The 24,225-nt window shown below is 32.8% G+C and carries 11 protein-coding genes and 1 tRNA gene; 10 read left to right on the top strand and 2 right to left on the bottom strand.

Annotated elements, in window-relative coordinates; translation table 11 throughout:
* Positions 1 to 44: 44 nt before the first annotated feature.
* From FUA22_RS04065 to FUA22_RS04080, 4 genes are all read left to right on the top strand, one after another.
* Positions 45 to 1,250 (top strand): NAD(P)-dependent oxidoreductase, encoded by a 1,206-nt coding sequence (locus FUA22_RS04065; RefSeq protein ID WP_147766542.1) that lies wholly within the window; start codon positions 45 to 47, stop codon positions 1,248 to 1,250.
* A gap of 108 nt (positions 1,251 to 1,358) precedes the next feature.
* Positions 1,359 to 2,681, top strand: coding sequence for a dicarboxylate/amino acid:cation symporter (locus tag FUA22_RS04070; RefSeq protein WP_147766543.1), 1,323 nt, complete (start codon positions 1,359 to 1,361; stop codon positions 2,679 to 2,681).
* Between the two features lie 30 nt (positions 2,682 to 2,711).
* Entirely contained in the window at positions 2,712 to 5,231 is a 2,520-nt protein-coding gene (locus FUA22_RS04075; protein ID WP_147766544.1) for a M14 family metallopeptidase, read from the top strand.
* 16 nt (positions 5,232 to 5,247) lie between these two features.
* Positions 5,248 to 6,300, top strand: a complete 1,053-nt coding sequence (locus FUA22_RS04080; protein ID WP_147766545.1) for an isoaspartyl peptidase/L-asparaginase family protein — start codon at positions 5,248 to 5,250, stop codon at positions 6,298 to 6,300.
* On the opposite strand, the gene FUA22_RS04085 is transcribed toward FUA22_RS04080, so the two are convergent.
* Positions 6,301 to 6,774, bottom strand: coding sequence for a hypothetical protein (locus FUA22_RS04085; protein WP_147766546.1), 474 nt, complete (start codon positions 6,772 to 6,774; stop codon positions 6,301 to 6,303). It lies immediately after the preceding gene.
* Between the two features lie 307 nt (positions 6,775 to 7,081).
* Between FUA22_RS04085 and trxB the strand changes: the two genes are divergently transcribed.
* The 4 genes from trxB (at position 7,082) to FUA22_RS04105 (ending at position 14,077) form a co-directional block, all read left to right on the top strand.
* On the top strand, positions 7,082 to 8,062 hold the full coding sequence (gene trxB, locus FUA22_RS04090; RefSeq protein WP_147766547.1) for a thioredoxin-disulfide reductase: 981 nt from the start codon (positions 7,082 to 7,084) through the stop codon (positions 8,060 to 8,062).
* A gap of 90 nt (positions 8,063 to 8,152) precedes the next feature.
* Positions 8,153 to 8,227 (top strand) — tRNA-Pro (locus tag FUA22_RS04095).
* Between the two features lie 346 nt (positions 8,228 to 8,573).
* Entirely contained in the window at positions 8,574 to 11,486 is a 2,913-nt protein-coding gene (locus tag FUA22_RS04100) for a glycoside hydrolase family 2 protein (RefSeq protein ID WP_170309838.1), read from the top strand.
* 71 nt (positions 11,487 to 11,557) lie between these two features.
* Positions 11,558 to 14,077 (top strand): family 78 glycoside hydrolase catalytic domain, encoded by a 2,520-nt coding sequence (locus tag FUA22_RS04105; protein WP_170309839.1) that lies wholly within the window; start codon positions 11,558 to 11,560, stop codon positions 14,075 to 14,077.
* Between the two features lie 33 nt (positions 14,078 to 14,110).
* Here FUA22_RS04105 and FUA22_RS04110 read toward each other — a convergent pair whose 3' ends face one another.
* On the bottom strand, positions 14,111 to 15,769 hold the full coding sequence (locus FUA22_RS04110) for a sulfatase (RefSeq protein WP_147766550.1): 1,659 nt from the start codon (positions 15,767 to 15,769) through the stop codon (positions 14,111 to 14,113).
* 346 nt (positions 15,770 to 16,115) lie between these two features.
* Between FUA22_RS04110 and FUA22_RS04115 the strand changes: the two genes are divergently transcribed.
* Positions 16,116 to 20,264, top strand: a complete 4,149-nt coding sequence (locus FUA22_RS04115) for a hybrid sensor histidine kinase/response regulator transcription factor (protein ID WP_147766551.1) — start codon at positions 16,116 to 16,118, stop codon at positions 20,262 to 20,264.
* Between the two features lie 509 nt (positions 20,265 to 20,773).
* Positions 20,774 to 24,121 (top strand): DUF5107 domain-containing protein, encoded by a 3,348-nt coding sequence (locus tag FUA22_RS04120; RefSeq protein WP_147766552.1) that lies wholly within the window; start codon positions 20,774 to 20,776, stop codon positions 24,119 to 24,121.
* Positions 24,122 to 24,225: the final 104 nt, after the last annotated feature.

Below are 24,225 nucleotides of genomic sequence, written 5' to 3' on the forward strand. Positions count from 1 at the left end.
GACTAATTAAAGCTAAACAAAGTCATATATAAAAGTCATCAATAATGAAAATTGGCATTATAAAAGAACGTAAAAATCCACCAGACCGTAGAGTGGTGTTTTCTCCTGAGATTCTTGAAAAAGCTCAAAAGGAATTTCCTCAAATTGAATTTAAAATTGAGTCTTCTGATATTAGGGTTTTTCCTGATGAAAACTATAGTAAAAGAGGTTTTCAGGTTACGGAAGATATCTCAGATTGCGATATTTTGATAGGCGTGAAAGAAGTGCCTATAGATGATCTAATACCTAATAAAAAGTACTTCTTCTTTTCACATACTATCAAAAAACAACCTTATAATAGAAAATTGCTCCAAGCCATTTTGAAAGAAAATATTGAGTTGTATGATCATGAAACAATTGTTAATAAAGAAGGTTTTAGATTAATAGGTTTTGGGTTTTATGCTGGAGTAGTTGGAGCATACAACGGATTTAGGGCTTGGGGTCTCAAATATAATTCTTGGGACTTACCAAAGGCAGAAACTTTAGCTGATAAGAAAGCTTTGGTATTAGAGCTAAAGGCTATTAAATTACCAAATATTAAAATATTACTTACTGGAAGTGGAAAGGTGGCTAATGGAGCTCAAGAAATGTTAGATGCTATGAATATTAAAAAGGTTTCAGTAGATACTTATATAAATGAATCTTCCGATGAGCCAGTATATTGTAAAATAGATGTACTTGATTACAACAAGCGTAAAGACGGAAATGTAATTGATGATGTATTTGATTTCTTTAATAACCCTGAAGATTATGATTCAGATTTTATGAGGTTTGCAAAGGTGACGGATTTCTATATTGCTGGTCATTTTTATGGAGATGGCGCGCCTTATTTATACACCCGTGAAGATGTTAAACTAGAAGGCTTTAAGATCAAGTTAGTTGCAGATGTTAGTTGCGATGTTGATGGACCGGTTGCTACTACACTAAGGGCCTCTACTATTGCAGATCCAGTTTATGGCTATAACCCTCAAAAGGAATCTGAAATTGATTATAAAGACGAAAATGCTATAACGGTAATGGCCGTAGATAACCTGCCTTGTGAACTTCCTAAAGATGCAAGTGAAGGTTTTGGAGATATGTTTTTGCAATCAGTAATTCCTGCCTTTTTTAATAATGATGAAGATGGAGTTTTGGAAAGAGCAAAAATCACTGAGAATGGAATGCTTACAGAACGGTTTTCTTATTTGTTGGATTATGTGGATAATAAATAGTAAAATCAAAACTCACTTAACATCGATTGGGTTGTGTTGATTAGTCGTTTAAATTAAGTGATACAAATTCCGTAAGTTTATAATCAGATTAATCTTTAAGATTTCAGCATGAAGAAACTAGCATTACATTGGCAAATATTAATAGGAATGATACTTGGTGTCATTTTTGGTTTTATAATGGCTTCAGTAAATGGTCAAGGGTTTGTAATGGATTGGATTGAGCCCATTGGAAAAATATTTGTTAAGTTATTAAAACTTATAGCAGTACCATTAATTTTGGCTTCCCTAATAAAAGGAATTTCAGACTTAAAGGATATCTCCAAATTCAAAAATATGGGGCTACGCACTATAGTCATTTATATTTTGACCACGGTTATCGCTATTACCATTGGTCTAGGTCTTGTTAATACTATAAAACCTGGTGAAGGCATTACAGAAGAAACGGTCACTATGCTTAAAGATAAGTATTCTTCTAGTGATAAAGCTCAAACAATACTTACAAACGCTCAGGCTCAAAAGGAAGCTGGACCACTGCAGTTTTTAGTTGATATGGTTCCTGACAATGCAGTATATGCCATGAGTAATAATAAGCTTATGTTGCAGGTTATTGTGTTTGCTATTCTTTTAGGTATATGCTTATTATTGGTGCCAGAGGAGAAAGCAAAACCATTGAAAAACTTTTTTGATTCGCTTAATGAAGTGGTTCTGAAAATGGTAGATTTAATTATGTTAACTGCACCATATGCGGTTTTTGCATTATTAGCAACTGTAGTAGTTTCTGCTGACGATCCTGATATTCTTTTAGCTTTACTAAAATATTCAGGTGTTGTTGTTTTAGGGTTATTTCTAATGATTTGTTTCTATATGGTTTTAATATCCGTCTATGCCAAAAAATCGCCATTATGGTTTATAAGTAGAATAAGTCCAGCTCAATTATTAGCCTTTTCAACTAGTAGTAGTGCTGCTGCCTTACCTGTTACAATGGAACGCGTAGAAGAACATGTTGGTGTAGATAAGGAAATATCAAGTTTTGTGTTACCAGTAGGAGCAACCATAAATATGGACGGTACTAGTTTGTATCAAGGGGTTGCAGCTGTATTTATTATGCAAGTTTTATGGCCTGAAGGATTGGTTTTTAGCAATCAATTAATGATTATTCTAACAGCGCTATTGGCTTCTATAGGAAGTGCGGCAGTACCTGGAGCTGGAATGGTAATGTTAGTAATTGTATTGGAAGCCATTGGATTTCCTTCTGATTTGTTGCCAATTGCTTTGGCTTTAATTTTTGCTGTTGATAGACCTTTGGATATGTGTAGAACTACTGTAAATGTTACAGGAGATGCGACGGTTTCAACAATTATCGCAAAATCATTAGGTAAGTTAGGAGAGCCTCATGTGAAAAATTGGGATGATAATTATCCGAATAAATAGTGAATTAAAGAAAAATAAATATTTAAAGATATGAGACCTTATATATTTGGTATTCTAATTTTTTGTATGGGATTATCCGGAGGGCAAAATCAATTTGATTTGTCCTATCATTTACCCCAAAATATCACTTATGATTCTAATATTCCTACACCATCAAGTGTGTTGGGGCATCAAGTAGGTGAATGGCATGTTACTCACGACAAACTTGTCGAGTATATGAAAGCTATTAGTATGGCTTCTGATAGGGTTTCTATTGAAGATAGAGGGAACACTTTTGAAGGACGACCTTTGCTACTACTTACAATAACTTCAGCAGAAAATCATAAAAATATTGATAACATTAGGTTGAATCATTTAAAAATTATTGAATCCAAAAGTAATGAAATTAGTGTAGAGGAAATGCCTTTGGTTGTCTATCAAGGGTTTTCTATTCACGGAAATGAACCTAGCGGCTCAAACGCCAGTTTATTGCTGGCTTATTATTTGGCTGCGGCACAAGGAGATGCTATTGAGGCATTATTGATGGATACGGTTATTTTGTTAGATCCTTCATTGAATCCTGACGGATTGCAGCGTTTTGCATCTTGGGTTAATGTAAATAAAAGTGAGCATATAAATCCGGACCCTAATGATAGAGAATATTATGAGGTTTGGCCTAAAGGAAGAACTAACCATTATTGGTTCGATTTAAATAGAGATTGGTTACCTGTACAATTGCCAGAGTCAAGGGCTCGAATTAACACCTATAATGAATGGATGCCAAATATTGTGACGGACCATCACGAAATGTCCGCCAACTCCACCTTCTTTTTTCAACCTGGAGTTCAATCAAGAGTGCACCCTTTAACACCCAAAGCTAATCAAGATTTAACCAAAGAAATTGCTAATTATCATGCCAAAGTTTTAGATGAGATTGGTTCTTTATACTTTACAGAGGAAAGATTTGATGATTATTACTATGGAAAGGGGTCAACCTTTCCAGATATTAATGGGGCCATTGGAATTTTGTTTGAACAAGCTAGTTCTAGAGGACATGCTCAGGAAACCGTAAACGGACTACTTACGTTCCCATTCACTATTCGTAATCAATTTAAAACGGCTTTGTCAACATTGATGGCGGGAAAAGATATGCGAGTTAAGTTATTAAACTATCAAAAGGACTTTTTTAATAATGTAAGAATTGAAAATACTAAGAGTAATTTTAAAGCCATTGTCTTTGGAGATGAAAAAGATCAAGCTAAAACCTTTCATCTAGCGGAAGTTTTAAAGAGACATGAAATTAAGTTTAATAAGCTTAAGTCTGATATTAGTATTAATGGGAAATCATTTAAAAGAGAGACCAGTTTTATTGTTCCCATCAATCAAACCAAGAGTAAAATAGTGAAAGCTATTTTTGAAAAACGTACCTTCTTTAAGGATAGTTTGTTTTATGATATTTCAGCATGGACGTATCCAATGGCATTTAATTTGGATTATGCAGAGTTAAAATCTACCAATGATATAGGAGTTCCAGTAAATAGTCTTGTACTGCAGGAAGGACGGGTTTCCTCGAGAAGTAATTATGCTTATCTTATGGAATGGCATGAATATTATGTCCCCAAAGCACTTAATAAAATATTGGATAGAGGAATTAGGGCAAAAGTAGGCTTGAAACCTTTTTCATTGGGTAACAAATCATATGATTACGGTACTATTTTAATCCCAATTCAAGGTCAGAAATTAAACGATAAAGATTTGTTTGATTTTCTAGTTGCGGTTGCAAAGGAGAGTAGTGTTAATATTCAAGGAGTAAGTACAGGTTTAACAAAAGGTATTGATTTAGGAAGTCCTCAATTCAAATCTTTGGAGGACCATAAAGTTGCTATGGTTGTTGGAGATGGGATCAGGTCTTATGACGCTGGTGAGATATGGCATCTCTTTGATCAGCGTTACCAAATGAATTTATCTAAATTGGATATGTATCGATTGAAAAATGTAAATCTTTCAAAATACAGTACTTTAATACTACCTAGTGGAACCCCTAATCTTAGTTCTGAAACTATTGAGAAACTAATGATCTGGGTTAAAAGTGGTGGCACATTAATTGGATATAAAGATGTGGTTAAATGGTTAGTATCTAAAAAGTTTATAGAGTTGGAATTTGAGAAAGTTGCTGTGCCAGCTAATAATGTGACTTTTGAACAGAAAGCTGATTTTAAAGGAGCACAAGTTATTGGTGGAGCCATTTTTGAAGCTGAATTAGATAGATCTCATCCAATAAATTTTGGTTTTAAAAACAAAAAACTACCTATGTTTAGAAGAACCAAAATTTTTATTAAACCAGATAGTTTAAGTTATAACAACCCAATTAAGTATGCTAATAAGCCATTGTTAAGTGGTTATGTATCAGAGCCTAATTTAAATGTTTTAGAGGGGACTGTTCCTTTTCAAGTCAAAAAACGAGGGAAGGGGAAGGTTGTGGTGTTTACTGACAATACTAACTTTAGAGGCTTTTGGTATGGCACTAACAAGCTGTTAATGAATGCCATTTTTTTTGCCAACTTAATGTAAGTTAATAATTAGAAATATGAAAAATTTAGCATTAGTCTTTATTTTTTTCGGAATAGTTTTGTCATGTATAAATGATTCAAATAGAAAAGAAGGAACTCCAGAATCCAAACCAAACTCATTTGCCATTGTTATTCATGGAGGTGCTGGTGATGGGTTAATGAAAGGTAATTTTGATGATGAGATTCAAGGAGTTTACACTCAAAAACTTCAAGAAGCTTTGGACTCCGGTTTTGAAGTTCTAGAAAACAGTGGTTCATCTATAGATGCTATTCAAGCTGCTATTTGCGTTTTAGAAAATTCACCTTTATTTAATGCAGGAAAAGGTGCCGTATACAATATTGATGGCAACCAGGAAATGGATGCCTCAATTATGGAAGGCAATACCCTAAATAGTGGTGCGGTAGCCGGTATCAATCATGTAAAGAATCCTATTTTGGCGGCTAGAATAGTTATGGATAGTACTGCGCATGTAATGCTTTCAGGTAAAGGAGCTGAACAAGCTATGGAACAATTTGGGTTAGAGATGGTTGATAGTACTTATTTTTTTACTAGTAGTGGATATAATGATTTAAAAAGAATTAAGCTGCAAGAAAATGATAATGCAATTGATAATAATTCAATATTAAATAAGAACTTTTTAGGTGATAGTAAATATGGAACGGTTGGTGCAGTTGCCATTGATAAAGAAGGTAACATTGCTGCAGGTACTTCAACGGGAGGAATGACCAATAAAAAATATGGTAGAATTGGAGACTCACCTATTATAGGAGCTGGGACCTATGCTAATAATTTAACTTGTGGAATTTCCGCAACTGGAACGGGCGAGTATTTTATTAGAACTGTTGCGGCTCATGAAGTGTCTAATTTAATTCAGTATAAAAAAGTAAGCCCACAAGATGCTTTACATGAAGTTTTGAACAACCAAATAGGAAAACTTGGAGGTAAGGGTGGTATGATTCTTTTAGACAAAAATGCTAATATCTTTTGGGATTTTAACACAAAAGGGATGTGTAGGGGTTATAAAAAATCAACCGGTGAAAATGTCGTAGAAATGTTTGGATTAGATTAACTATTCTAATCTAACGTAGTTTTCTGCAAAAACAGGATGACCCTCTTCATCTATTTGAATTTGGCTGAATTTGTCCTTCTCTAAATTATATTTAAATACAAATTCAGGGTTTTTTGCAATAAACTGACTCATTTTTATAGAACCATATTCTAAAGTTTCAGTTAAAAGAGTATCTGTTACCTTATAACTTCCATAACCAAACCACTCAGAGGAATCAGCAGAAATATTTCTACACCACATAACATTTTTATTAGTGAAAACTTTAATATGTCTATTAGCCTCGTTTGATTTAAAGGTGTCAGTAACCACGCCATCATTGTAATTGTAAAAACTAGTTCTTTCCCAAGTGCCTTTCAGTGAAAGACTACTTTCTTCATTAGAATTTACGGAAGTTATGTCGGTTTTTTCTTTTGTATTATTACAAGAAAACGCTATAAATAAAAAGACCGTTAAAAGTAACACACTGTTTCTCATGATGGTAAGTTTTTTGGTTTATAACAAGTTACAAAAAAAAATAATATGTAAGACTTTAATCATAAATATTAAATTTCGATTATTGTATTGAAAGCAATAAAAAATATTAAAAGTGTATAATTCAATTTGTTATAAAATATAATAAGGGTATTTAATTGAAAATGCGTCTAATAAAGGAGAAAGGGTGTAGTTTGGAGCTACTTTCTTATATAGTTATAGTTTATATTTTTATAAAAACTGTTGATAACTTATAAGTAAGGATTTCTTTAAAAATTCTACATTTGTTTAATTAAATTAAGATAAAAATATGTCTGATACAATTGAAAGAGTTAAGTGCCTAATTATAGGTTCAGGACCTGCAGGATATACTGCTGCCATTTATGCTGCAAGAGCTAATATGAATCCTGTTTTATATCAAGGAACACAACCAGGTGGACAATTAACCACAACTAATGAGGTTGAGAATTTCCCTGGATATCCAGATGGTGTAACAGGGCCAGAAATGATGATGCAGCTTCAGGCACAAGCACAACGTTTTGATGCCGATGTTCGAGATGGCTGGATTACTAAAGTTGATTTTTCTGGAAGTATACATAAAGTATGGGTTAATGATACTAAAGAGATTCAATGTGATACGGTAATTATTTCTACCGGAGCATCTGCAAAATATTTAGGATTGGATTCTGAACAGAAATATTTGAAATTGGGAGGTGGAGTTTCGGCTTGTGCTGTATGTGACGGGTTTTTTTACCGAAACCAGGAGGTAGTAATTGTTGGTGCTGGAGATTCCGCTTGTGAAGAAGCACACTACTTATCAAAATTATGTAAAAAAGTAACTATGATTGTTAGAAGAGATGTTTTCAGAGCTTCTAAAATAATGGCTGCAAGAGTGAAAAATACTGAGAATATTGAAATTTTATTCAACACTGAAACAGATGAGGTTTTAGGAGATGGACAAGTAGTAACTGGAGTAAGAGTATTTAATAATAAAACTGGTGAAAAACATGAAATTCCTGTAACAGGATTCTTTGTGGCTATTGGTCATAAACCTAATACAGATATCTTTAAAGGGTTTTTAGATTTAGATGAAACAGGGTATATTATAAATACGCCTGGAACTTCAAAAACAAATATAGAAGGTGTATTTGTTTCTGGTGATGCTGCAGATCATGTTTATAGACAGGCAGTTACGGCTGCAGGTACTGGTTGTATGGCTGCTTTGGATGCAGAACGTTATTTAGCTGCTAAAGATTCAACTTTTGAAGTTTCTACTTCAACTTATAATTAAGAAGATTTTTTAATAAACAAAAGCCAAAGTTTAAATACTTTGGCTTTTGTATTTTTATAAAAATATGTTTCTTTGAAAACAATTTTTAAACGGGATGTGGCGCAGTCCGGTTAGCGTACACGGCTGGGGGCCGTGTGGTCGCAGGTTCAAATCCTGTCATCCCGACAAACTAAGTTTAGGTACATGAAAACACTGATAATTTTTTAATTATCAGTGTTTTTGTTTTATAATCTAATAACTAAAATACTAAAACAGAAGTTGTATTTACAGTTACTTATTTCATTTTAAATGTTTTTATTACGTTGATGATTCTTAGATATTCCTTTTTAGCGTCTATGATAGTTTTTTTTGATAAATCTTGATTCATTTTAGATAGTTATTGTGACCTTTTTGCTTTCCGGAATTTCAATATTTGTTTCGTAAATTTGAGATATTCCGTTTACTATTACATTTTTATTGAAACAACCCATATTTTAAAACATTATAACAAATGAAGTTCTTCTGTAAAACAATGCTAGTTATTTTTATTCAAGTTTTAGGTTTTAGCTGTAACTCTCAAACCAAACCAGAGAACGAAATGTCATTGAACGGAGAATGGGATATTATTTTTGACGATACCAACCAAGGAATTAGTGAAGATTGGTATAAGAATGATGTTTATGAAAAACAAAATTTCCGCAAAATAAATGTTCCAAGTTGCTGGGAGGAATATAATAAGAACTATGAAGGAGTTGGTTTTTATAGGAAAAAGTTTAATGTACCCAAGAGCTGGGAGGGAAAGATTATAGAATTAAATTTTGATGCTGTTAATTATAAATCTGAATTTTGGTTGAATGATCAAGTTGTTGGATTTCATGAAGGCGGATATACACCATTTTCTTTTAGAGTTGACAATCTAGCAAAAATGGGAGAAGAGAACACACTTGTAATTCGGGTTATTAGTCCAATAATACTTACAGACAAATATATTGATGGTTTAGGTAGGCAGGAAGTTCCAATGTGGCGTGGTGCTATTACTGGAGGTGTTTGGCAACCAGTATCTATTAAAGTTAAAGGAACTATAGGGCTAAAAGATGTATTCATTGAGCCTAAAATTGACACTAATACAGCTGTATTTAATATAGAAATTGAAAATACGGAAATCACTACTGAACAGGTTGAAGTAACTGTAAATATTCTATCAAAAAACAGGGAAGTGATTGCTTCAAAAAAAGGAAATATAGAATCCTTTCCAGGAATGAATGCATTGAACTGGAATATAAGCATTCCTAACGCAACCTATTGGTCACCAAATAACCCATTTCTGTATAAAGCAGAAGTGACTATAAAAAAAGATGGTGAAGTTTCAGACCAATGGTCACATAAATTTGGAATGCGTGAATTTACTGTTGTTAATGATCAGTTCCATTTAAACGGAAAATCAATTTATTTGAAAGCTGCATTTTTTGAAGGACTTTACCCTACAAAGTTAGGATACCCAGATTCTCGTGAAATGGCCATCAAAGAAATAAAACTGGCTAAAGAAGCGGGCTTTAATATGATTAGGCCATGGCGTAAACCGGCGCCAAAAATGTGGTTAGATCTTTGTGATGAAATGGGTGTGTTAACTGTGGGAAGTTTGGTTGTAGAATGCATGCACAGACCAATCTCTACACCAAGATTGCCTTTTGTGGTAGAAAACGAATTGCGTAAAACCATATTAAGTAATAGAAATAGAACTTGTATAGTACAATGGGAGTTATTCAATGAAATTAACCGACCTATTTTGGCTCAAATGTTAAATTCTATGTCTGTCTTAGCAAGAGAATTAGATCCAACACGTATGATTTTAGATGAATCTGGCGGTTGGGGAGAAGGCGCTAACATTTTTCTGCCATTTGAAAGAACATCTAAAAAGTTTAATGATATACACCACTATAGTGGTTCTCAAGTTGATGAGAAGGAGTTTGATGGTTATTTAGCAACTGCACAAACTAATAAGAAGAAAGAAGCCTTGGGCTTACAAGGGGTGAAATCGTATGGTAAAAATGTGGTTCCAGGAATGATGTCTTATATATCTGAATTAGGGTATGGTAGTACACCAGATTTGATTTCCAATATTAAAGAATTTGAATCAAAAGGCAATCCAATAGTAGCACCATCTATTTATCATAAAGAATTAAATGATGGTTATATAACAGCCCTAAAAAAAGTTGGTTTTGATGAAATTTATCCCAATGTTCAAGATTTTTATTTGGAGCAGCAAAAAATGCATGGAATTGCTAATAAGCGTATGATTGAAGCTACCCGTTTAAACGATGTTGTAAAAGGCTATTGTGTACATGCTCTTGTCGGTGGTGATTGGGTTATAGGTGCAGGTCTGTTGGATTTATGGCGCAACCCAAAAACCTTGGTGTACGATATGACTATGGAAGCTAATCAAGAACAGATAACTCCAATACGTATTTTGCCCAGAAATGTTTACGGAGAAAAAGGTGCTCAGTTGGAAGTTTATGGGGTTAGCGAATTGCCTAATGAACATGTAACGGTTTCGGTAAAAATTATTTCAGAAAATGGTAATGAGGTATTTAACAAGGTGTTTGATAAAATATTTAAAAATGGAATTTCTACTTTTTTAATGGATCAATTAAATACTAACAACTGGAAAGGAGCACATATTGTTCAGGTTGAGGTTAAAAATGTGTCTGGTAAAGTGATTTCTAATAATAGCCAATCGTTTGATGTATTTTCAAAAGAACAACTTACTATACCTAAGGCTAAAATAGCTGTTATGGATTTTGATAATAAGTTAACATCCTTTCTTGATGAAAAGGGAATTGAATTCATCCCTTTCCGTCCAGATCTGGATAAAAACATTCCAGTATTAGTAGGTATAACTGCAAAAAAGGACGCAAAATATAGGGCATCTGTTGAAAGCTTACGTAGGTATGCACAAGAAGGGGGTTATGTTGTGTTTTTTGAAGTTTTAGGTGAACAAATGGGTGGACCGGAAGATCCAATAATTCTAAAAGATACAGCCACTGAAGTATTACCGTTAGGAGCTCAAATGTTTGGTAAATGGCCAACAAGAGGAGGTTGGGCTGCTAAGTCTCATGTTGTTACTAATCATCCAGTTTTTAAAGGTTTACCTACAGAAATGATTATGCATGGTGTATATGAGAATGTGCATCCAGATGTAGCTCTGGCTAAGCAAGAAGGCAACTATATTGCTGGTTTAATTGGATATGATCATTTTCCTAATAAAGATAGGATGCGTAGGCATTTTATTGGTCCTGGTGAAGTATGGTGGGCAGCGGATGTTATGGAAACACCTTTTGGAAATGGTAAAATGCTACTTTCCACTTTAAGAATTATTGAGTTTTTAGACAAGGATCCTGTAGCAGAAAAATTACTTTATAACATTATTAATTACATTAGTAAATAATGCATAAAAATATAATACTACAGAAATGGAAATTTTGGATGTTTTTCATTATTTGTTTCCAATTTTGCTGTTTGGCACAAGAGATTTCAGAATTGCCAAACGGGGTTAAAGGTTTCTGGACACAGGGTTCTTTGAATAATGATTTTTTAAATGATTGGAAAGCTCAATGGATTTGGTTGCCTGAAAGTGTGAAGAATGATGTTATGTTGGCGCGACGCAATTTCACCCTTTCTAAAAAGCCGGAATCGTCAAAATTTCTTATAACAGCTTCTTCTAAATATGAACTGTACATTAACGGAACATATATCTGTCAAGGACCTGCGAGGTCTGCTCCACATCACCAATCTTTTGATATTTTCGACGTTTCTTCGTTATTAATAAAAGGAGAAAACTGTATTGCAGTTCGTGTTCATTATCAGAGAGGAACAACTTCTTATCATTTGAACGGACGTGCAGGACTATTGGTTCAATTAGATATTGAAGATGAGACCAAAACAAAATCAATCGTTAGTGATGAGAATTGGAAAGTACACCCAGACTTGTCATGGGACAGTAATTCAAAGCCAATAAGCAGATTTCAATTAGTGGTTAATGATAACATCAATTTAAACCAAAAAATAACAGGATTTGAGCTTATTAATTTTGATGATTCCAAATGGTCTCAAGGTTTACCATTATTAAGGAATTCTGGATGGCCTTCCCCAAAGAAAGATGAAAAAGCTAAATCTTTAACAACACCCTGGACAAGTTTAATCCCAAGAGATATACCTTATTTAAACGAAACAGATATTACTCCAATTAAATTAATTGAGGCTAAGCAGGTGCCAATTGAAGATATAGAGAAGGCCTCAATATTATTGTCCGGTGGTATTCAAAAAGAAGTTGATAAGAGTTATGAGAAATACTTAAAGGGAAAAGCGCCCTTGTCAATTCAATTAAGTGAAACAGATAAGGTTTGGTTTTTGCTTTTTGATTTTGGTAAGGTTATAAGTGGCATGCCCAAATTAGAAATTAAAGGAGTTAAGAATACAGAAGTTAGTATTCTTTCGGCACCGTTTATTGTGGGCGATGTATTTACACATCATATTGTAGCCTCAAACTTTAAGGATGAATTGGTCTTATCTGGAAAAAAGGATACTTGGCAAGCCATGTATTTTAAACCAGCGCGTTATATGGCAGTTGTAATAAAAGGAAGCCCTGTTGAAATTTATGATTTGAGTATCCACCAATTGGAATACCCTTTTGAGTTAAAAGGTCATATTTCGACACCTGAAGCTCCTTGGATTGAAGCTTTATGGGAAGCCTCGGTAAAAACAATAAACACCTGCACAACAGATGCCTTTACCGATAATTATAGAGAGCGCAGGCAATATGCACAAACAGGATATTATGCTGCTAAGGGAAATTATTTCACCTATGGAGATTTTGCTTTACAAAGACGATACCTGATACAAGTAGCTCAAGAACAAGAAGCCGGAGGTTTGATGCCGGCTTATGCACCTCTTACTGGAGATGATTATATGGTGATTTTAGATTCCAACTGTTTATGGGTTAGAAGTTTACATGATTATCTGTTGTATTCAGGTGATTTTGATACAGTTAAAGAGCTGCTTCCTTCAGCAAAAAAACTTATGAGTTTGTTGCATTCTTATACCAATGGCTTAGGAGTTTTAGACAGTCCACCATATGCTTATTGGTTAGACCATGCTTTGAATGATAGAAGAGGGGCTAATCTATGTTTGAATGGTCATTATCAAGGTGCTTTAAAGGATTTTAGCAAGATACTTGAATGGCTTGAAGATGAGCATGCCCAATTATATAGGAATAGAGCTTTACTTTTAAAAGAATCCGTTAGAACTCAATTTTGGGACGCTAACAAAGAACTATTTGTAGACGCAGTTATAGATGGGGAACAATCAAAAATGTTTAGTGAGCATGCAAATGCCATGGCTTTGGCAGAAGGTATTGCAACACAGAAACAGGCTAAGGTTATTTCTAAATTTCTACTAGCAAAAGATAAACATAATTTTATTAAAAGAGAAAATGGGGTCACCATGGTAACTCCGGCTATGTCTTATTTTCTTCATAAAGGGTTAGCAGATTATAGCAATGAGGAAGCAGCTCTTAATATGTTAAATACTCGTTTTGGTCATATGTTGGAGCCTCATGCCAATGGAACTTTATGGGAAGAATGGTGGCGCAATGGAACAGGGCGTATAGGTAAGTTTCAAGAAAGAACAAGAAGTGATGCACAAACTGAAAGTGCTTTTCCTCCAGCACTTTTTGCTAAATATGTATTAGGCGTTGAGGTTACAAAACCAGGTATGAGTGAAGTTGTTATAAAACGACGAAAAGTTAATTTGTTTAATATTGATGGGGAAATCCCTAGTCCGCACGGAATCCTTACGGTTAGTTGGGATATTGGCAATGAATCGAGTTTAAATCTAAATATTCCAGAAGGAATGCTTATTAAGATTGATTTGGATAGTTTTAATTTGGAAGATAAAAAAGGAATCTTCATTAATGGTGAAAAAATCAATAATAGCAATTTTTTGGAACTGAGAAAAGGGTCCCATAAAATATCATTTTAGGCATCTGAACTCCTAAGTTTTTAACTTAATAAATTAATGAATTATTTCCTCCATTTCATTTCGGAGTTTAGCTTTTATAATTTCATGCTTTGAGTCATGAGCAAGATTATGCCATTCATAAGAGTCGTCCTTATGGTTGTATAATTCTTCTTTACCATTTCTATAAAGAATGTAACGCCAATCTTTTGTGCGGTAGCTGTAGTTTTGTTGCCTTACATAAGAAGTGTCTAAATCTTTTGTGATTTCTATATGCCAAAGGGCACCTGGATTACTACTAAATCCAAGTCCTTCAATGGGTTTGTTAATACCTGCCCCTAATACAGTTAAGGCACCTTCCGGTCCATTCCAATTGGTAGTATTAGAATCCTCTAAAAATGGTCTTAAGCTAAATCCATCAAGTTGAGACTGTGTTTGGTTTTTAGTTAAACTACCTTTTAAATTACACAAATCTTTAAAAGTTGGGAAAATATCTATCAAAGAAACGGCATGTTTTACTTTGCTTCCGGGTTTAGATCGTTGAGGGTCTCTTATAATAAAAGGGATTCTAGTACTTTCATCCCAGGGGGAGTTTTTGTATAAATAATCTTTTTCCCCCATCTGCCATCCATGGTCACTTACTAAAACTACAATGGTGTTATGTTTAAACTTACTATTATCTAATGCTTTAACCACTTTGCCAATTTGGTCATCCACAAAAGTAACACAGGCTAAATAAGCTTGTAGAAATTTACGCAAGCCTTCATCACCATTAGGAAATGATTGCCTTAACTTTTTATAATAAGCAATGCCCATTTCCGTGGGTTCGTATGCGGAAGCATAATGAATATCATCTTTGTCATTTTCCTTCATAACAGGCATTTTTATTTTATCTAATGGAAACATATCAAAATACTTTTGAGGCGCGTACAGTGGGGTATGCGGATTAACAAAACCAACACCCATAAAGAAAGGTAGAGAATCATTGCTTTTTTCTAGGGCTTTAATTTTTTCGCCTATCCATTCTGCATGTTGCTCATCTGGTAGTAGGTCCCGATTGTTGTCATCTATATAATTATATGCTTTCTTGCCATAGGTCCACCCAGTCTTAATTTTATTTCCAGAATGGTCAATTCTAACGGGTGTATCTGCGAACGAAGCAAAAGACCCATCTACTACATTAATGCTTCTAAATGGTTCTGGAACCGATGAATGCCCCATAATGCGTTTCCCATTTTCATCAATACCACTATAGGCGTGAGGGCCATAATTAATTCCTTCAGGCACGCCCCATTCATCCCAATAGCTTTTTACGTTTTTATGCAACAATTTACCTGTTCCATAAGTTCTGTATCCATTCTCTTTAAAAAGTTCTACAAAGGTTTTGTGGTTTTTCAAAACAGTATGCTTGTAGTGTGGGGTCCAGCCAAAGTCTCTGGAGTTATGAGGGTAAATTCCAGTCATCAAACTATTTCTTGATGGTGAGCATACAGGCACGTTGGTATGGCCATTAATAAACATGGTACCCGATTTAGCTAACTTATTTATGTTTGGTGTTTTGGCCTGCGGATGTCCACCAAATACCCCCTGATAATCATTTAGATCATCTACCATTATAAAAAGCACATTAGGATTTTGGTTTAAAGAAGGTTGATTTGGTTGAGTTTTGCAGCTTACAATAACCACAAAAGCAAAAACAATATTTAATAATCTCATATTAATGGTTGTTTAGTCAAATTCACTATTTAATAAATAGGTTAAATTAAGGGTTTTATATGGTTTTTAATGTCTGCTGCAAATAGTTGTAGCCTTGTAAAGTTTAGCTTTAAAATTAAAGTATGCCTTTTGCTTATTTTTATATTTTCCAACATAATGAATATCAATTATTGATAAATTCAGCACAATTCAATATACAATAATTATGAGATTACTTGGTCTTTGGTGTAAATACTACATATTAGAGCTTATTCCTATAAAACCATCTAAATAATTTTAGGAAATTTAGAATTTACCTTAATATTGTATTTACACGTTAAAGCGCTTATTAAATAATAGTAATTTAATGATTCAAAGAGGCCATTTCTTATTATTGATTATACTGTGTTGTATATCTTCCTTGTTTGCTCAAGACAAAACGCTTGAGTATAAACAGAACTTAACAATTTCTGAAGGTTTAGCACATAACGGAGTTACTTCAATTCACGAGGATTCCAGAGGTTATTTATGGGTAGGTACTTATGATGGTTTAAACAGATATGATGGTTATGAACTTAAAAATTATAAAAATACAGTAGGTGAAAATATACTTGTAAGTAACCGTATTAGAACCATTGCCGAAGATAATTTTAACAATTTATGGATAGGAACTGATGAGGGATTATCTGTTTATAACTATTCAACTTCAAAGTTTAAAAATATATATTCTAACAAGCTAAGTAACCTGGTATTAGATGGTCCAATTGTTCGCAAAATACTAATAAGTTCTAATGATGATTTAGTTTTTTGTTTAACAGAAGGTAGTGGAGTGCTTATTTTTAATAAGGAGCAAGAGTTTTTAGAAAGAGTTATTCCTGATAAGGATGTTTTTGGAAATGATATTTTATTTTTTAGTGGAATAGAACTCAATAATGAAAATTATTTATTTACTACATCAGTTGGGCTTTTACAATTCAATCTACAGAATAAGAAGTTTAAGCAAGTTTTAAATGATGAAATTAATTTTAGCAATTATATTACTAATGTAAATGACAATACACTATTGGTAACCCTTAGAGGAGGGATTGCTTTTATTAATTATAATTTAAATAATCTTAAAAGTTCTTTTGGGCTAAGGAGAAAATGTTTTGAGTCAAATGTAATTAATAGTGCTCTGGTTGATGATTCTAGTAATTTGTGGTTGGGAACTTTGAATGATGGACTGATTCAAATTAATAATGCTAATGATTTAATTAAAGGGGGTGAATATAAAACCTCGGTATTTAAACCAAATTCTGGAATACTTAGGTCTAGTTGTATAGTCTCGGTTTCAAATAATACGTGTTGGTATGGTACCTTTAATGAAGGGATTTTTAAGTTTAACATGAATGAAAACCCCTTTAAGCACTATAATATTGAGATGGATTATAAATACGCTATATCTACCAATGATGTAGCGCATATATCTCCTTTAGATGAAGATCGAGTGTATTTGGGGGCTAATCCAATTTTAAGAAGTAATAAAGGAGGTGTTGGACTATTTAATACAAAAACAGGATTATTTGAACCACTTCCATTTAATATTTCCGAAGCAGATAAATTAAGAGCTGGAGCCATTTACGTGGATTCTAAAAAGAATACTTGGATAATGATTATTGGTAAAGGGTTATATTTAGTAAGGAACGGCTCAAAAAAAATGGAATTAGTTCAAACTGATGACGGACCAGATTTTAGAAGAATTACACCTCGTTCTTTTGCTGAAGACGATTTTGGAAATATTTGGATTGGGTGTATGGCAGATGTTTATAAAATTTCATTAATTAATAATGAAGTTTCTAAAATTGAATCACTTAATAAAAACCCATTTTTCAGGAATGATGGTTTGTCATTAGTCCGTTATATTTATAAAGATCCACTTCATGATTTTATTTGGTTAGGTGCAGATTCAGATGGTTTGTTTAGAGTAGATTTAGAAGGGAATAAATCTGTAGAAGCCTTAAAAGTAAATAGATATGTAAATGATATTGATAATAAACTTTCAATATCTAGTAATTTTGTAACAAGTATAATTAGATTGCCCAATGAAGAGCTTTGGGTTGGTACAGAAGGAGGTGGTATTTGTAAAGTAATTAATAGTGATACTAATCCTGAGTTTATTTCATATTCTGAAAAACAAGGGCTTTCAAATAATGCTGTTAAAACTATTTTATATGATGATGAATATAATTTGTGGATTGCTACAAATGTAGGACTTAACAAATTTGATGCTAAGGAATTACGTTTTAGAAAATTCGGAATGTCAGATGGATTGCCATTTGAAGATTTTTGGTTTGCCTCTTCAACAATACGTAATGGCTACTTTCTGTTTTCAGGTCTAGATGGTTTGTGCTACTTTAAGCCAAATACAATGTCTAATACAGAGCCCTTACCAAGGTTCGAATTTGGTGATATTAAAATATTCAATAAATCTGTTTTACCTGGTGATTCAATTGGAAATAGGGTATTATATGATAAGCAATTAAGAGATCAAGATGAATTGGTGTTAAAGTACAACGAGAACGTTTTTTCAATACAACTCAATTCATTACACTTTTCAAATCCAGATAATCACTTTCTAAAATATAGGCTACTTCCAACTAATGAGGAGTGGTTAGAAGTATCTTCAGATCAACAATATGTTTATTATAACGGTTTACAGCCTGGGGAATATTTTTTAGAAGTTACGGCTTCTAATTCCTTGAATAATTGGACAGAACCTAAGGAACTTAAAATTACCATAACACCACCTTTTTGGAGAACAAACTTGGCTTATTTACTTTACGTTTTACTAACAATACTACTTATTTATGCCATAATCAAGATTTTTTTAAGAATTCAGTCACTTAACCATAATATTGAAATAGAACAATTAGAAAAAGATCAGGTAAAAGAAATAAATGCTGCTAAGCTTAAATTCTTTTCTAATATTTCTCATGAGTTAAAAACACCTCTTACTTTAATTACTGGTCCCGTTAACAATCTGCTAAGTGAGTTTAGTCATAGGTTTGATGTTAAAGAGAGATTGCAAATAATAGAACGTCAGTCTAAAAAAATATCGCAATTAATAAATCAAGTACATGACTTTCAGAAAGCAGAAGCACAGGCTTTAAAAATGAATTATTCTCGTTTTTCCTTCAACGTCTTTATAGATGAGTTTACCAAAGATTTTCAGTTTATGGCTGAAAATGATAATAAAAAGTTTGAAGTTAAAGGTGTTGATCATAATATTATTGTTTCCGCGGATCGTGATAAATTGGAAAAAATATTAAATAATATTCTAAGTAACGCCTTTAAATATACTCAGGCTAAAGGCACTATTACAGTAGGTTATAAGAGTGAGGACAAAGATTTAATAGTTTCAATTTCAGATACAGGAAAGGGCATTGATAAAGAGGATTTAAATCATATTTTCGAACGTTTTTATCAATCACATAATTTCCAAAGTGTGCATACGACTGGTTCGGGAATTGGGTTGTCTTTTGCTAAGTTATTGGTAGAAATGCACTATGGTTATATTAGTGCTGATAGTGAATTAGGCAAAGGCACAACCATTAGTTTAAGAATACCTGTGGTTAAAAAGGAAACTTCTGAGGATCAGCCAAAAGTTGAAAAAGACATCCTATTTGCAGAAAAAGGTTTTGAGTTTAAGTCTCAATTACTAGAAAAGAATAATCCATCAAATTTAGAAGTAGATGGTGCTTTTTCTGAAGCTGTTATTTTTTATGCTGAAGACAATTCAGATATGAGGTCCTATGTTGCTAAAGCTCTTTCTAAATTTTTCAAGTTAAAAACATTTAGTAATGGTCAAGAATGTTTAGATGCAATGGAAGATGAGTGGCCAGATATTGTTATTAGTGATGTACAAATGCCAGAACTTAACGGTATTGATTTGTGTAGAACTATTAAATCAGATATTAAGACTAGTCATATTCCGGTTGTGCTGCTTACGGCTCTAACTAATATTGATGATAAAATTCAGGGTATAAAAGATGGTGCAGATGCCTATATTACAAAACCTTTTAATGTTCAGCATTTAATTACCAGAACTGAAGCTTTACTGAATAACAGAAAACAATTAAGGGAGCGTTTTCAAATAGGTATTCCTTTAACTAAGGAGAACAATTTAAATAATAGAAATGATAATGCATTTTTAGAGAAGTTGTATAATTTAATAGAGGAGAATTTAGACAATCAAAACCTAGATTTAAATACTTTTGCTAAAGAGTTATATTTAAACAGAACACATTTCTATCAAAAAGTTAAGGCACTTACAAATTTAACACCTTTTGAAGTTTTAAAGGATTATAGGCTAAAAAAAGCGGCAGATTTTTTAGTACAAAAACAAGTGTCTGTTAATGAAGTATATGCTATGACAGGGTTCAAAAGCAGAACCCATTTCAGTAAGCTCTTTAAGGAGAAATATGATATAACTCCTGGAAAATATGCAGCGAATAAAATCAAAGAGTTTAACGCCTAATTTTTTACGTATTAAGACATACTTTTTACCTATAGATACAAATTTAGTATGTAGGCGAACTAAATTTGTGCTTGATAGTTTTATGTTTTAAAAAGTAGTTTAGCTTTTTAAGTAATTGTATTTTCAATTCATAAAAATTAGGTTAATAAGTTTAAGTATAGTTTGTAAAGAGCGCTACGTTTTGTAGCGCTTTTTTTTTGATCTCGTATTCAAACTAACTTCAATTGACTATTGGCTACATTAAATTAATTCACAGCTACACAGTTTATTAATTCTATAATTATAATTGTATATAGAGTTTAAAGGAATTAATGAAAGAAGAAAAACTACTAATTCTTTTTTTTGAAAAACTTGAATGAAAAGCATCCATAATTTTTTATTTAGGATATCATGCTTAAGTATAATAAGTAATTTATAATGTGGGTGTTAAAGTTCTTTTTAAAGAGCGGAAATTTTTTTTAAACTTTAAAAAATATAATTCTAAAGCAACATCATAAATCTAACTTATCATGAAGTTATTTAAAACAGTTTTTACAGTATCAATTTTCATTTTAGGCATCTGTCTACATGCTCAAAACAACTCTGTTCAAGTTAAAGTTTTCAAAGAAAAAATCCCCACTTATGATATGGGACCAGATGATAAGAATTCATATTTAAAAGATTTTAAAATTGAGGGACTTTTTTATTTTAGAGATAAAAGGTCTACTTATCCATATTCATTTCAAAATGATTATAAACCAACAAAACAGGATGTTGAATATGAAATTGTTCGTTTAGAGAATGATTATATCTATGTAGATATTATTCCTCAATTAAGAGGAAGAATACAAGGAGCGGTAGACAAACGTAATGGTTGGGATTTTTTGTACTATAATCATGCTATAAAACCTGCTGAAATTGCCGTTCGTTCTGCTTGGTTATCTGGTGGGCTGGAATATAATCACCCTGGAGGTCATGGCTATACTCAGATGAACAAAATTTCATATGATATTAAGGATAATATTGATGGAAGCAAAACAGTTGTTATTGCAGAGGTAGAACCGGTAAGAATGATGAAATGGGAATATGAAATAATTCTACGCCCCGATGCTTTGTTTGTAGAAACCAAAGGGCGTTTTATTAGTACAGTGCCATATATGGTTCCTTTTGTGTCATCAAATAATGCCGCTATGCATGCTACCGATGAGATGGAGCTAATATTTCCGCAGGAAACTTACGCTACTGGTCATGGAATTAGTAATTTAAAGAAGTGGTCTGAGTATTCTAATGATGGCACCGATTGGAATTGGGTTAAAAACATTAAACATGGACTCTCTGCATTTGCGGATGGAACAGGTATAAATTTGGATTATTGGGGAGTGTATTCACACGAAAAGGATATTGATGCAGGTACTGTGGTTGTAGCAGACCATCGTCTGGCACCAGGTAAAAAATATTTCACTTGGGGAAAATCTGATAGCGGACGGCAATGGGATACGTTTTTGAGTGATAAAGATGGGGGCTATGTAGAGTTGCAACACCAAGCGTTTAATGAAAGAATGAATCATGGTTATGGTGTTTTGGAACCCTTTGAAGTTAAAGAGTTTTCAGTTTTTTGGTACCCCATTAAAAACACTCCAGGTTTTACAAAAGCTACTAAGGAAATAGCTGTAAATTTTAAACAACTCGATAATAAAAGTTACCGATTAGATTTGTTGCCAACACTTAATTTACCTAATTCTACGGTAACTGTTTTAAAGAATGGAAATCAAGTTCATGAATTAGCTTATGATTTTAAGGTAGGCGAAATTTATAAGAACAAATTAAAGTTAACATCATCAGATTCAGATACACTTGAAATTAAAATTATTGACAACAACAAGAAACCCTTTTTTGAGTGGAAAAGTAAAATGAATTCAGAAAAGCCGGTTCATCATACCATACCAAAAACATTTGAAAAGAATCTAACCATAGACCAACTTTATACCAAAGCTGTTTCTAATTATTTTGATGCCTATGGTACCGATGCAGACGCTTATATTGAAGAAATTTTATCTAGAGATCCTAATGAATCTCGAGCGCTTAGGTTAAAAGGAACCATACAAGTAAAAAGAGGAGAATTTGAAAAAGCAACCCAAACGCTAGAAAAGTCATTTGTTACAGGGCATTTTTATGGACGGTCAAGAGCAGATTTCTTGAATGGTTATGCCAATTTACAATTGGGTAATTATGATAAAGCACACGAATATTTAGCAAGATCTTCCCGCCATAGAGAAGAAATAGATCATTCATTATTCTATTTAGCTCAGTTGGAAGTTTTAAAAGGTAATTACCATGAGGCTTTACGTAGGTTAGAAGAAGTCCCGTTATCATATTTAACACACCCTCATATTTATAATCTTTCAACATATGTTTCACGTAAATTAGGGAAGCTAAAAAAATCCAAGAGCTACCTTACAAAATCATTTGAAAGAGACCCTCTTAATTTTGTAGGTTATATTGAGGAAATTGAACTTTATGGCGAAAATAAAGAGCGTATTGATAAAATTAATTTCCTGTTTGATAGAAAAGATAAACTCTTTCTAGGTTCACAAAATTATATTGATACCGCTATATTTTATATTGATTTAAAAGACTATCAGCAAGCATTAAAAGTTTTAAGAATTGCTGAAGAAAACTATGCTTCAAAAGAATCTACTTACCCGCTTATAAACTATTATTTGGGTTATTGTTTTATGAAAATAAGTGATAAAAATGAAGCCTTAAAATATTATAAAAAGGCTACCGATACAAATTCCGATTATGTATTTCCATACCGAATTGAGTCAATTGTAGTATTGGAAAACGTTTTAAAAAATAACCCAAATGATGATATAGCGTTTATGTATTTAGGAGATTTAATGTACCATCTAAGACGCCATAGCGAAGCTATTAATTTATGGGAGAAGGCCAATGAACTTAATCCAAATAATTCACGAGTCAACCGAAATCTAGCTATTGGGCGTCATGTTGCGAAAATGGACGATTTAGATACTACCATTAAGCTCATGGAGGCTTCATTTGTAAAATCCAATAAGAGTTTAAGGACTTTTAGTGAATTGGAGTATTTATATATCAAAAAAGGCGATTACAAAAAATTGGAAGCACACTATGATACTAATATGGATATATTACATAGAAAGGGAAAATCTGCGTTAAACGCAGCTGATTTTTACACTAAAACTAGCCGTTTTCTTGATGCTCAAAAGGTATTGAAAAACACATATTTTAGTGCCGCAGAGAGGAATTTAGGTACTCCATATCGCCATGTACGTTATACCGAAGCAGTTTTAGGACAAGGACAAAAATTGCTCAATGAAGGCAAGTATAACAATGCCATTGAAGAATTAAAGCGAGCTTATCTTTACCCTGATTACCTTCATGAAGCAAAAGTGAACCATCCGGTAACAACAAAAACAGATTATTTTGTAGGGTTGGCCTATAAAAAAGATAAACAATCTTCTAAGGCGAAAACCTATTTCAAAAAAGCTATAAACCAAGAAATGAATCCAGTTTCTGGTGCGGTAGTATTTAGAGCTAGTGCTTTAAAAGAGTTAGGACGTCAAAAAGAGGCAGACAAAATAATTGCTGATTTAGTTGATAGATTAAAGCATAAAATCAAAACAGAATCTTTAGAAGAGAGTATAGCAAATGAAAGGGCAGGAAGCAGTAATAAAGGAGTAAGTGAGTACGTATTGTCATTATGCTATAATTACTTAAATCAAAATGAAACAGCCGAAAAATATAAGGCGTTGGCCGTAGAAAAGAATTATAATGTAGCATATAATGTAATGCTAGCATCTGCTCATATTAGTCCTAAAAAATATACCTTAGAATAGTATTGAAAACATTCTATATTTTATTGGAATTTACGGAGTCATACATAATATACACCTTAAAGCACATTCGTTTTTTGAGTATGTTCTTTTTTTACAAATAGATT

This window comes from Seonamhaeicola maritimus (genome assembly GCF_008056315.1).
GTDB lineage: Bacteria > Bacteroidota > Bacteroidia > Flavobacteriales > Flavobacteriaceae > Seonamhaeicola > Seonamhaeicola maritimus.